The following is a 12,104-nucleotide window of genomic DNA, read 5'->3' on the forward strand; positions in this document are numbered from 1 at the left end:
CTCGTGGAACGCTTTTTTGCGTGGATTCAATGGCAACGTCGTCTCCTGGTTCGCTGGGAATACTATGCCCAAAACTTTCTCGGCTTTGTCCAGTTAGCGTCTATCGCTGTCCTGCTAAAACAATTTTGAGATAAGTTCTAGTAACACAAGGGGCTCGGCAATGCCAGAATGGCTGGCGCCAGGGCGGAACATTTGCAGTTCGCCGCCCTTTTGGCTTATTAGTGGTTCGTAAGTGTGTTGCTTCGGCGGATTTGAAGCGTTTACTGTCCGGGGACCTTTTGTGATGGTTACGTGCCGGTGAAGCCCATCGTAAAGGTAGCGTGATGCCGGCGAAGCACCTGCAGATTCCGCTGCCGGGGTCGGCCGGCGCGCCTGCTCCGGCCGGGGCGCTGGAGGAGCGGGCGTTTTCGCAGGGCTTTCGCTGCGTCGCGGGGCTCGACGAGGTTGGCCGGGGGCCGCTCGCGGGACCCGTGGTCGCGGCCGCCGTCGTGTTCCCGCGCGGCTACAGAAACCCCGAGATCAAGGATTCGAAGCTGTTGGCGCCCGGACGGCGGGAGGCGCTGGCCGACGCGATCAAACGCGACGCGATCGGCTGGGGGATCGGAGTCGTCGGCGTCGAAGAGATCGACCGCATCAATATCTTGCGCGCGACTCTGCTGGCGATGGCGAAGGCGCTCCTGGCGATGCGGCCGCTCCCGGATCTGCTCCTCATCGACGGCAGGGAGACGATCGGGCCGGAGCTGCTCTTCGAGCGTTATCGTTCCGGCGTGCTGCCGCACCAGAGGACGGTCGTCAAAGGCGACCGCGTGTGCGTATCGATCGCCGCGGCGTCGATCCTGGCCAAGGTGGCGCGGGATGCGTTGATGATCGAGATCGACAAGGCCCATCCGGAATACGGCTTCGCGCTGCACAAGGGGTACGGCTGCGCGGCCCACCTCGAGGCGTTGCGCCGTCTGGGCCCCTCGCCGTTTCACCGGCGTAGCTTCAGGCCCGTGCGCGAGGCGTGTGCGGCAGCCGGCGACGGTCCGGACCTGCCGCTGTTGCGAGCACGCCGGTGAATGGAGCCAGAGACATTCTTGGGCGGGAAGGCGAAAGGATCGCGGAGCGGTTTCTCCGCTCGAAAGGATACAAGCCGGTGGAACGTAACTACCGGTGTCCTCTCGGCGAGGTCGACCTCATCCTTCTCGACGGGGGCGTCGTGGTTTTTGTGGAGGTGAAAACGCGGTCGGGGCACGGCTTCGGGAGCCCCCTGGAAGCGGTTGCGCCGCGCAAACAGCAAAAGATGGTGAAAACAGCGATGTGGTACTTGCAGGAAAAGAAGCTTCACAGCCGCGAAGCACGGTTCGACGTGGTCGGCGTCTCCTGGTCCGGCCGGGAACCGGTGGTGCAGCACATCGAGAACGCTTTCGAGGCAGGCGTGAGGGTGGAGTGATGCTGGACGTGAAGCTTCTGCGCGAAGACCTGGAACGCGTCAAGGAGCGGATGGCGACGCGAGGGACGGCAGTCGACTGGGAGGCCTTCGCGGCTCTGGACCGGCAGCGCCGCGAAGCGCTCGCCCGGCTCGAGCGCCTCAAGGAGCGGAAGAACCGCCTTTCGGCGGAGGTCGGCAAGCTCAAGAAGGCCGGAGCCGACGCGAGCGCTCTGCTGCGCGAGGTCGAGGAGGTGTCGGACGCCATTCGCGACGTGGAGGGCCCGTTGCGGGAGATCGAGGAGCGCTTCGAGCAATTCATGCTGCGGCTCCCGAACCTTCCGCATCCCGACGTTCCCGTCGGCCGCGGGCCGCAGGACAACCGCGAGGTGCGCCGTTGGGGGGAGCCGCCCGCGTTCGATTTTCCCCCGAAGAACCACTGGGAGATCGGCGAGGAGCTCGGAATCCTCGATTTCGCGCGGGCCGCCAAAATCGCGGGCGCCCGCTTCGCGCTTTACCGGGGAGCCGGAGCGCGCCTCGAACGGGCGCTGATCAATTTCATGCTCGATCTCCACGCCAAGGAGCACGGCTACGAAGAGGTCCTGCCGCCGCTGCTCGTCAACCGCCAGGTGATGACCGGAACGGGACAGCTGCCCAAATTCGAGGAAGACTTGTTTCGCGTCGTCGAACCGGAGCTCTATCTCATTCCGACGGCCGAGGTGCCGCTGACCAACATCCACCGCGATGAGATCCTAGAACGCGGGCAGCTGCCGATCCGCTATGTCGCCTACACCCCGTGCTTCCGGCGCGAGGCGGGTTCCTACGGGCAGGACGTGCGCGGTCTCATCCGTCAGCATCAATTCAACAAGGTCGAGCTGGTCAAGTTCACGGAGCCCGAGAGCTCCTACGCGGAGCTGGAGAGCTTGGTGCGCGATGCCGAAGAGGTGCTGCGCCGGCTCGAGCTTCCCTATCGCGTTGTGGAGCTTTGCACCGGAGACCTCGGGTTCGGCGCGGCCAGGACCTACGACCTCGAGGTCTGGCTCCCCGGACAGGGAACGTACCGAGAGATCAGCTCGTGCTCCAACTTCGAGGATTTCCAGGCACGCCGCGCGCAGATCCGTTACCGCAAGGAAACGCGGGGCAAACCAATGTTCGTGCATACGTTGAACGGCTCCGGGTTGGCCGTCGGGCGAACCGTCGTGGCGGTGCTGGAGAACTTCCAGCAGGCGGACGGCAGCGTGGTCGTCCCTCCGGCGTTGCGTCCTTACCTGGATGGCCTGGAGCGAATCGCGTAACAGTACGGGCGGGCCGCTCGCGCTTGTATACGCCGGTGCGAGCCGATATTCTGATCCGGGAACGATGTTTCGCCGGTGCGCAAGAACCACGAACTCCGACTCTCCGGACGGCGCGCCTTATCGGAGGGGTGGGTGAGCGGTTGAAACCACCGGTCTTGAAAACCGGCGTCCACTCCGTGGACCGCGAGTTCGAATCTCGCCCCCTCCGCCACTGTTCCGAATCTGTCGCCTGCGCAGTCGCATGAAGCTCACCCTTTGCCGAATCGCCGAAACTCGGCCCGGCGCCTTTTCGTCGGGAGGCGGCGGGGCCTGCTAGATCGGGGGTAGACATGCAGAAGCGCCGACAACGGTTTTCGATCGGCTACTTCATTCTCGCGCTGCTGCTCGTGATCGGCCTGCAGCATTACTTCGCCGCGCCTTCGCTGGAGACGATCAACTACAGCCAGTTCAAGGCGCTGGTGCACAACGGTCAGGTCTCGAATCTCGTGGTCGGGGAGAATACGATCCGCGGCGAGATCAGCCCGCGGGCGATCAAGCAGGCGATGCCGCCGGAGCGCTTCAAGGCCCTGGGGGAGGAGTTTCGCGAGGGGAAGGCACCCTTGCCGTTCGTCGTGGTACGGGTGCAGGACGACGATCTGGTGCGGGATCTGGAGCGCGCGGGCATCTCCTTCAAGGGCGAGACGACCAACGAGTGGATATCGGTGGTTCTTTCCTGGGTCGTGCCCGTCGTGCTGTTTTTCCTGCTCTGGAGCTACCTGTTCAAAAAGATGGGGACCGGCAGCGGCCTGATGCAGATCGGCAAGAGCAAGGCCAAGGTCTACATCGAGAAGAAGACCGGCGTCACGTTCGACGACGTCGAGGGCATCGACGAGGCCGAGGAGGAGCTGGCGGAGGTCGTGGAATTCTTGAAGACGCCGCAGAAATACCAGCGGCTCGGAGGCCGGATCCCCAAAGGCGTCCTCCTCGTCGGTCCTCCCGGGACCGGTAAGACGCTGCTCGCGCGGGCTGTCGCGGGCGAGGCGGGCGTGCCGTTCTTCAGCATTTCGGGCTCGGATTTCGTGGAGATGTTCGTCGGCGTGGGCGCGGCGCGGGTGCGGGACCTTTTCAGCCAGGCGGTGCAGCACGCGCCAAGCATCATCTTCATCGACGAGCTGGACGCGCTCGGCAAGGCGCGCGGGATGAACGTGCTGGCCAGCCACGACGAGCGCGAGCAGACGCTCAACCAGCTGCTGGCGGAAATGGACGGCTTCGATCCCAACCAGGGGGTCATCATCATGGCGGCGACCAACCGGCCGGAGATCCTGGACGCCGCGCTGCTTCGCCCCGGGCGTTTCGACCGGCAGGTGCTGGTGGATCGTCCCGACGTGAGGGGACGGGAAAAGATCCTGCGGCTGCACGCGAAGAAGATCAAGCTTGCGCCTTCCGTGGATCTGGGGCAGATCGCTTCCAAGACGCCGGGGTTCGTGGGAGCGGACCTGGCGAACATCGTCAACGAGGCGGCGCTGCTCGCGGCGCGGCAGGGGAAGGAGGCCGTCACGACAGCGGATTTCGACGAGGCGATCGAGCGGGTGATCGGCGGGCTGCAGAAGAAGAACCGCGTGATGAACCCGCGCGAGAAAAAGACGGTGGCGCACCACGAAGCGGGCCACGCTCTGGTGGCCGAGCTGGTCCCGGGCGCCGACCCGGTATCGAAGATCTCGATCATCCCGCGAGGCGTGGCGGCGCTGGGCTACACGCAGCAGTTGCCGACGGAGGACCGGTATTTGATGACGCGCTCCGAGCTGCTTGCGCGGATCTATGTCCTGCTCGGCGGCCGGGTGGCCGAAGAGATGATCTTCGGCGACGTTTCGACGGGAGCGCAGAACGACCTGCAAAAAGCAACCGAGATCGCTCGCACGATGGTTACCCAGTTCGGCATGAGCGAGCGCCTCGGGCTGGTCGCGCTCGAGGGGCAGCGTGCCCCGCTGTTTCTGCCCAACGGCAGCCGCTCGCCGAAGGAATACAGCGAGGAAACCGCCCGTCTGGTCGACGAGGAAATCAAGGCGCTGCTGTCGCAGGCGCACGAGAAGGTCCGGCAGTGCCTGGGCTCGCATCGCGAAGCCCTGGAGGAGCTGGCCCGCAGACTGCTCGAAAAAGAGGTCGTGGAAAGGCCGGAGCTGCAGGAGATCCTGAAAGCGTATGGCAAGCAGGAATCGCGTCCGGCGGGCGGGCCGCCGGCGCCCGTTTCCTGAGAACCGCGGCGCGGAGGCCGGGCTTCCGGCCGTGGAGCGGTGCATGATGGTGAGCACGGATGAATCCGCCGGCTCGTGAACGCCCGGCGCTCACCTTTCTCGGGGGCGCGGGCGGGGTGACCGGTTCGAAGTTTCTTCTCGAGCACGGGACGGATCAGCTTCTCCTGGACTGCGGGCTGTTCCAGGGTTTGAAAGAGCTGAGGCTCCGGAACTGGATGCCGCCCCCGTTCGACGTCGAGCGTCTGACGGCGGTGGCCTTGACCCACGCTCATATCGACCATTCGGGTTACCTTCCGAGACTGGTGGCGAGGGGATTTCGAGGCCCGGTGTACGCCACCCCGGCGACCTGCGATTTGCTGAAGATCCTTCTCCTGGATTCCGCGCATCTCCAGGAAGAAGAGGCCCGCTACGCCAACAAGGAAGGGTACTCCAGGCATCGGCCCGCGTTGCCGCTCTATACGGTAGAGGATGCAGAGCGTGCGCTGCGGCTTCTCTGTCCCGTCAGGAGCGGAGCCACGGTGCGGATCGGAGCCAGCCTGGAGCTGCGCTTTACGCCGGTGGGGCACATCCTGGGGGCTGCGGCCGCGCAGGTTTCGTGCGATACGGGATGGAAGAGCGTTCTGGTCGATTCCGGAGACCTCGGCCGTTACCACCGGCCGATCCTGAGGGACCCCGAGCCCGTCCGGCGGGCCGACTGGCTGCTCGTCGAGTCCACGTACGGTGACCGCCTCCATGCGCCGGATCCCGAGGAGGAGCTGGCTCGCGTGATCCGCAATACGGCGGATGCGGGCGGTTGCCTGATCATTCCCTCGTTTGCCGTCGGTAGAACCCAGGAGCTGATCTACGCCATCCGCAAGCTCGAGGAGGAGGGCCGGATTCCGATTCTGCCGGTGCACATCGACAGCCCGATGGCGATCAACGCGAGCGAAATCTACTGCGGTCACCCGGGGGAGCACGATCTCGACCTCAAGCTGCTCATGGACAAGAAGACCAGTCCGTTCTACAGCCGCAGGTTTTTTATCCATCGGACCCAGGAAGAGTCGAGAGCGATCAACGACCTCCAGGGACCGTTCGTGCTGCTGACCTCGAGCGGAATGGCGACCGGCGGCAGGGTATTGCACCATCTGCGGCAGCGGTTGCCCGATCCCAAAACTGTGGTACTCTTCGTCGGCTATCAGGCCGCCGGCACGCGGGGCCAGAAGCTTCAGCAGGGAGCGAAGGAGATCAAGATGTTCGGCCGGCTCGTTCCGGTCCGGGCGAGGATCGAGACAATCGACGGTTTTTCAGCGCACGCCGACCAGGCGGAGATCCTGAACTGGCTCGAGGGATTCGAGGAACCGCCGCGCCAGGCGTACGTGGTCCATGGAGAGCCTGCCGCCGCGCAGGCGCTGGCGCGGGTCATTCGAGAGCGTCTCCGCTGGCGAGTGACCATTCCCGCTTGCGGCGACAAGGTTGTGCTGCAATAAAAGGTTCCGATTTCCGGTTCGAGGCTCGGGCGTGGACCGGGGACCCCCGACCGAAGAGCATTGGGTTGCGCCCGGGCATGAACGGTAGAACCCTTCCGGAGGAGACGTGATGAAGATCGACGACCTCAGAGACTACCTCGACCTTCTCGACGAGCACGGCGAGCTGCAACGCATCGGGGTGGAAGTCGACTGGAAGCTCGAAATGGGCGCCGTCACGCGGCGCTGCTACGATCTCGGAGCGCCCGCCGCATTGTTCGAGCGGGTCAAAGGGTATCCGGAAGGCTTTCGGGCGCTCGGGGCGCCGCTGGGCCCGAGCAAGAGGCGCGGCCACTCGCTGTTCGCGAGAACCGCGCTCGCCTTGGGAATGAGCCCGGGATCCGGCGCCAGGGAAATCATGCAGGCCTATCTCGAGCGCAAGGAAAAGCCGATAAAACCGGAGCTGGTAAGAACCGGCCCTTGCAAGGAGACCGTTGTGGTCGGGGAAGAAGTCGACGTTCTCAAGTTTCCCATCCCGCTCATTCACGGCGGCGACGGGGGGCGGTATATCGGAACGTGGCACACCGTGATCACCAAAGACCCGGACAGCGACTGGGTCAACTGGGGGATGTACCGCTTGATGGTTCATGATCGGAACACCCTTGGCTGCCTTTTCCCTTTGCAGCAGCACATCGGTCAGATGTACCAGAAGTACGAGGCCATGAACCGCCCCATGCCGGTGGCGGTTGCCATTGGCGGCCAGCCTGTCATTCCCATTGTAAGCTGCGTTCAGCTTCCGCCGCACGTGAACGAGGTCGAGATCGCGGGGGCGCTGCAGGGCCGGCCGATCCCCCTGGTCAAGTGTGAAACGGTGGATCTCGAAGTTCCGGCGAGCGCCGAGATCGTTCTCGAAGGCGAAGTGCTGCCGCACGAGCGAAGGATGGAGGGGCCGTTCGGCGAGTACATGGGATATGAGGCGGGGAAGTCATCGCCGAAGCCGGTCTTGAAGGTCAGAGCCATCACGCACCGCAAGGACCCGATTTTGCCGTTTTCCAACATGGGCATGCCTGTTCACGAAGGGCAGACCGCGACGGCCCTGATCAAGGGCGCGGAGATCTACGGGGAGCTCAAACGAATGGGACTGCCCGTCAAGGGGGTTTTCTGCCCGCCCCATGCAGTCGGTCACATGGCGGTCGTCTCCACCGAGGTGCCGTTCGTGAACTTCGCCCGGCGCGTGGCTCATGCGGTCTGGGCGACCAAGCCCGGGCTTTTCACTTACTACATCGTCATCGTGGACGCCGACGTCGATCCCACGAACATGGATGAGGTGCTGCACGCTTTGACCACGAAATGCCATCCGGTCAACGGCATTCACAAGGTGCCGCACAATCCTGGTTTCCCCGTGCTGCTGCCGTTTCTGCCACCCCGGGAGAGGTTGATCGGGGACGCCGCCGGGGTCATCTTCGACTGCACCTGGCCGAAAGATTGGCCGCAGGAGTCGATCCCCACCAAGGCTACGTTCGAGAACCTGTGGCCCGAGGAAATACGGGAGCGCGTGGTCAAAAACTGGGAAAAATACGGCTTCAAGAACGCGTGAGCGCCGAGCCGTCCGCGGCGCAAGGTCGTTAGCCGGACTTCGAGGTGTTCTCTTCTTCTTCCTGGACCCACTCCTGAAAGCGGCTTTCCAGAATGCGCCATTGACCCCCGACCTTGAAGGCCGGGATCTGCCTGTGCTGGATCATCCGGTGCAGGGTTCGCTTGGAAATCTTCAGAATGGACGCCGCTTCCGCGAGTGTAAGCAGCTTGATGGCGCTTTCAGGTTTCTTCATCATAATTGCTCCTGAATCCAACTGAATTGTCGCAAGCCATATGCCACCCACCGGCCGGCCCGTAAGGCTTTGAATTAAAAGGACTGCGGTGCTATTGATGGGGCGCCGCGACGGGGTTCGAAGCGCAAAAATCGCCGGCTGTTTCGTGGAGCTGACAAAAATTGAAACTCCCCCAGCGGCACACCGAAAAGGGCAAGGCTTACGATGGGTTTCTATATTCGCAAGTCGGTTTCTCTCGGCCCGATCAGGATCAACTTCAGCAAATCGGGGGTCGGGATTTCCGCGGGGTTGAAGGGCGCGCGAATCGGCGTCGATTCACGGGGACGTCCTTACGTCCACGCCGGACGTCACGGAATCTATTATCGCCGGATGCTTCCCGGAGCGACCGAGCCGGCTGATCAGGACTCCACCGGCCGGGGATTGAGCTGGCCGGCGATCCTCGTGATCGTCGTCGGCCTGCTCGCGCTGCTGCGGATTTTTGGCGGATGACCTGCAATCAAAGTTCCCGGTTCGTGCTTTTCCGGGTTTTCTGAACTTTGACTGCGTGCTCGCGAGCTGACTGATCGGCGGCGGGAAAATTGGTGCGAGGAGGGGGATTTGAACCCCCACGCCGTTTCCGGCACTAGCCCCTCAAACTAGCGCGTCTGCCTATTCCGCCATCCTCGCTCTCGATCTCTTGTTGCTATTGCTTCGGTGCCTCGGTTTGTGAAGGCGGCACTGGGGCCGCCTCGCCGGCCGGGGCTTGCTGTCCCTGCTGGGGTGACGGTGCAGCCGGAGGTGTCGCACGTGGCTCGACCGCCGGCGTCCGGCTGTCGAAGATGGTCGACGAAGGACGCCTGCCGGCAAAATAGCCCAGCGTGAGGGAGGTGATCATGAAGACGATCGCCATTCCCGTCGTCAGCTTGGTGAGAAAATTCCCGGCTCCGCTGCTGCCGAAAATCGTCGCGCTCGAGCCGCCACCGAAAACAGCTCCGACCTCGGCTCCTTTGCCGGTCTGCAGCAGCACCACCAGGATGAGGCCGATGCTCACAATGACGTGGATGATCGTAACGACGACGACCATTTCTTTATACTCCGATGAACCTTGACATCGAATTCTTACCGATCACCGTAGCAGCGGACGATCGAGAGAAAGGACCCTGCCTGCAAGCTTGCGCCTCCCACGAGAAAGCCGTTGACCTCCGGCACCGACGCCAGCAGCGGCGCATTCTCGGCATTGACGCTCCCGCCGTAGAGGATTCGTGTCTGGCCCGCCGCGGCGGCGCCGAAAAATCTCTCGACCCAGCGGCGGATCCGCCGGTGCACCTCGCCAACCTGCTCGGGAGTCGCGTTGCGGCCGGTTCCGATCGCCCAAACCGGTTCGTAGGCGATCTCGACTTTGCCTATATCATTTTTGTCGAGGCCCTTCAACGCAACGTTGAGCTGTCTCGTCACGACCCCGCCGGTCAGCCCCTTTCGCCGTTCGGCCAGAGTCTCCCCGACGCACAGGATCGGACGCAAGCCGGCTTTCCGGGCGGCGGCGAGCTTTTGCGCGATGAGCCGGTCGTTCTCGCCGAAGAGACGCCGCCGCTCCGAGTGGCCGAGAATGACGAACGCGCAGCCGAGATCGCGGAGCATCACGGGGCTCACCTCGCCGGTGAACGCTCCGGCCTCCTGCCAGCAGCAATTTTGTCCGGCGAGCCGGATGGGGCCGCGGCGAATCGCGGTGCGCGCGACGGCCAGGGCCGTGAACGGCGGTGCGAGAACCACCTCCGCGACGGGCCGTCGGCGCTGCAGGCTCCGGGCGATCGCACGGGCGAGCCTGAAGGCGCCGGCCTGCGTCCCGTGCATTTTCCAGTTGCCGACGATCAGCGGCCGCATCACGCCTGCTCTTCGAGCGCCTTTATTCCGGGAAGCGTGCGACCTTCGAGAAACTCGAGCGTGGCGCCGCCGCCGGTAGAGAGGTGTGTCATACGGTCTTGTAAGCCGGCGGCGGTCACCGCGGCCACCGTGTCGCCCCCGGCGATGATGCTCACCGGCCGCGACGGGCTTTCGGCTACGGCTTTGGCGATGGCGGCGCTGCCGCGGTCGAAAGGCCTGGTCTCGAACATGCCGAGCGGACCGTTCCACAGCACCATCCTGGCCTTGCGAATCTCCGCGGCGAACTTCTCGATCGTCTCGGGCCCGATGTCGAGGCCGATTCGGTCCTGAGGAATTCCGGGGCCGTGCACTTCCGGGTGCTCCTTGCGGGCGTCGGCCGTGACATGATCGACCGGCAGCAACAGGGCGATTCCGGCTCCGGCGGCCTCGGTCAAAAGATCCGCTGCCAGCCCGAGCCTGTCGTTTTCGACTCGCGAAGCGCCGATCTCTATTCCTCGCGCCTTGAGAAAGGTGTAAGCCATGGCGCCCCCGATCAAAAGGGTATCGACCCGCGAGAGCAAATTCTTGATGACGCCGATCTTGTCCGAAACCTTGGCTCCGCCGAGGATGGCGACGAAGGGCCGCTCCGGTCTCGAGAGCACGCGACCGAGATAATCGATCTCTTTCTGGAGCAAAAGCCCAGCGGCCTTCTCCCGGAAAAAGGGAGCGACCCCCGCGATCGACGCATGCGCGCGGTGGGCCGCGCCGAAGGCATCGTTCACGTAGACGTCGGCGAGCGAAGCGAGCGCGCGCGCAAAATCCGGGTCGTTCTTTTCTTCTTCCTTGTGGAAGCGGAGATTTTCCAGCATGATCACCCGTGCGCTCGACTCGCGGACCAGCCGCTCCACGTCGCTTCCGACGCAATCGGGAGCGAGCACGACCGGTTCTTTCAAGACGGTCTCGAGGTAGTCTCGAACCGGCGCCAGGCTGTACTCCGGCACGACCCGTCCCTCGGGCCGGCCGAGATGGGAGGCCAGCAGGACCTTGTTGGCCTTTTCGAGGATCAGCCGAAGGGTCGGCAGCGCGCTGTCGATGCGGTGAGGCTCGGTCACCTTGCCGTGCTCGACGGGAACGTTGAAGTCGACGCGCAGCAGGACGGTTTTCTGCCGTAGATCGATTTCCTGGATCGTGCGGATCATAAACGCTCCGGGTTGCGGCCAACCGTGCCAAAAAACGAGCGCCCGCGCATTTCGCAATTGACTAATTACAAGGCTTATAATACTTTTTCAATTGGGCGTTTGATTCAGACGATGTCTTTCCTCTGGCCCCTTCAATTGCTGGCCCAGAACGGGATCCAGGGAGTCCAGCAGCACGGCATTTTGGATCTGGTTCGCGGGTCCGGGCCGGTGGTTCAGTTTGTCCTGTATCTGCTGGTCCTTTTCTCGGTGGTCAGCTGGGGCATTATTTTTTACAAATACCGGCAGGTCAAGCAGGCAAAACGGGAATCGGACCAGTTCATCGACATTTTCTGGGAACGCCGCAATCTCTCTTCCATTCACGAGGCGAGCCGCGAGCTGAAAGCAAGCCCGGTCGCCCAGGTGTTCCGCGCGGGTTACGAGGAGCTGGTTCGGGTCTCGCGAACGAAGAAGGAAGCGACGACGGGAGAGCCGCTGACGACCGAGTTGAGCGGGGTTGACAACGTGGCCCGGGCGATGAAACGGGCGACCAGCGTCGAGATCACGAAGCTCGAGAAATCCCTCAATTTTCTCGCGACTACCGCGAGCGCGGCCCCGTTCATCGGGCTGTTCGGTACCGTCTGGGGGATCATGAACGCGTTTCGCGGCCTCAGCGTGACCCATTCGTCGAGCATTCAGGCGGTGGCGCCCGGGATCGCGGAGGCTCTGATCGCGACCGCGGTCGGTCTGGCCGCCGCGATCCCGGCCCTGATGGCCTACAATCACTTCGTCCAGCGCATCAAGGTTCTGGCCGTCGAAATGGACAATTTCTCGCACGAGTTCCTGAATATCGCGGAGCGCCATTTCTTCAAATAGGCGCAAGAG

12 protein-coding genes and 2 tRNA genes are annotated in these 12,104 nt (G+C 63.5%); 9 read left to right on the forward strand and 5 right to left on the reverse strand.

The genetic code is table 11. The annotated features are described in order from the left end of the window. The first annotated feature begins 323 nt into the window (after window positions 1-323). The 7 genes from VNN77_11015 to VNN77_11045 all read left to right on the forward strand — a co-directional run bounded on the left by VNN77_11015 (window position 324) and on the right by VNN77_11045 (window position 7,973). Window positions 324-1,058: a ribonuclease HII gene (locus VNN77_11015; protein ID HXG51926.1), complete on the forward strand. Its 735-nt coding sequence runs from the start codon at window positions 324-326 to the stop codon at window positions 1,056-1,058. After that, entirely contained in the window at window positions 1,055-1,432 is a 378-nt protein-coding gene (locus tag VNN77_11020; GenBank protein HXG51927.1) for a YraN family protein, read from the forward strand. Before VNN77_11015 ends, VNN77_11020 begins: the two co-directional genes overlap by 4 nt. Then, on the forward strand, window positions 1,432-2,703 hold the full coding sequence (serS, locus tag VNN77_11025) for a serine--tRNA ligase (protein ID HXG51928.1): 1,272 nt from the start codon (window positions 1,432-1,434) through the stop codon (window positions 2,701-2,703). The genes VNN77_11020 and serS overlap by 1 nt, the downstream gene beginning before the upstream one ends. A 122-nt stretch (window positions 2,704-2,825) precedes the next feature. After that, window positions 2,826-2,914, forward strand: a tRNA-Ser gene (locus VNN77_11030). Between the two features lie 118 nt (window positions 2,915-3,032). Then, window positions 3,033-4,934: an ATP-dependent zinc metalloprotease FtsH gene (gene ftsH, locus VNN77_11035; protein ID HXG51929.1), complete on the forward strand. Its 1,902-nt coding sequence runs from the start codon at window positions 3,033-3,035 to the stop codon at window positions 4,932-4,934. A 59-nt stretch (window positions 4,935-4,993) separates the two neighbouring features. Continuing rightward, window positions 4,994-6,400 (forward strand): MBL fold metallo-hydrolase, encoded by a 1,407-nt coding sequence (locus VNN77_11040; protein HXG51930.1) that lies wholly within the window; start codon window positions 4,994-4,996, stop codon window positions 6,398-6,400. 109 nt (window positions 6,401-6,509) lie between these two features. Further along, window positions 6,510-7,973: a UbiD family decarboxylase gene (locus tag VNN77_11045; GenBank protein HXG51931.1), complete on the forward strand. Its 1,464-nt coding sequence runs from the start codon at window positions 6,510-6,512 to the stop codon at window positions 7,971-7,973. 28 nt (window positions 7,974-8,001) lie between these two features. Here VNN77_11045 and VNN77_11050 read toward each other — a convergent pair whose 3' ends face one another. Further along, complete coding sequence (locus VNN77_11050) at window positions 8,002-8,205, reverse strand: helix-turn-helix domain-containing protein (protein HXG51932.1); 204 nt, start codon at window positions 8,203-8,205, stop codon at window positions 8,002-8,004. Window positions 8,206-8,409: 204 nt separating this feature from the next. On the opposite strand from VNN77_11050, the gene VNN77_11055 reads away from it, so the two are divergent. After that, on the forward strand, window positions 8,410-8,694 hold the full coding sequence (locus VNN77_11055) for a DUF4236 domain-containing protein (protein HXG51933.1): 285 nt from the start codon (window positions 8,410-8,412) through the stop codon (window positions 8,692-8,694). A 90-nt stretch (window positions 8,695-8,784) separates the two neighbouring features. Here the strand turns inward: VNN77_11055 and VNN77_11060 are convergent. The 4 genes from VNN77_11060 to VNN77_11075 all read right to left on the reverse strand — a co-directional run bounded on the left by VNN77_11060 (window position 8,785) and on the right by VNN77_11075 (window position 11,243). Then, window positions 8,785-8,871 (reverse strand) — tRNA-Leu (locus VNN77_11060). Window positions 8,872-8,887: 16 nt separating this feature from the next. Further along, entirely contained in the window at window positions 8,888-9,268 is a 381-nt protein-coding gene (secG, locus tag VNN77_11065; protein HXG51934.1) for a preprotein translocase subunit SecG, read from the reverse strand. A gap of 35 nt (window positions 9,269-9,303) precedes the next feature. After that, a complete protein-coding gene (gene tpiA, locus VNN77_11070) occupies window positions 9,304-10,065 on the reverse strand; it encodes a triose-phosphate isomerase (GenBank protein HXG51935.1) in 762 nt (253 codons plus the stop codon). Then, a complete protein-coding gene (locus tag VNN77_11075; protein HXG51936.1) occupies window positions 10,065-11,243 on the reverse strand; it encodes a phosphoglycerate kinase in 1,179 nt (392 codons plus the stop codon). The genes tpiA and VNN77_11075 overlap by 1 nt, the downstream gene beginning before the upstream one ends. A 111-nt stretch (window positions 11,244-11,354) precedes the next feature. Here VNN77_11075 and tolQ point away from each other — a divergent pair, with 111 nt between their 5' ends. Next, window positions 11,355-12,095, forward strand: a complete 741-nt coding sequence (gene tolQ, locus VNN77_11080; GenBank protein ID HXG51937.1) for a protein TolQ — start codon at window positions 11,355-11,357, stop codon at window positions 12,093-12,095. The last annotated feature ends 9 nt before the right edge of the window (window positions 12,096-12,104 follow it).

The sequence above is a fragment of the Candidatus Zixiibacteriota bacterium genome (genome assembly GCA_035574315.1).
GTDB lineage: Bacteria > Desulfobacterota > Binatia > UBA9968 > UBA9968 > DATLYW01.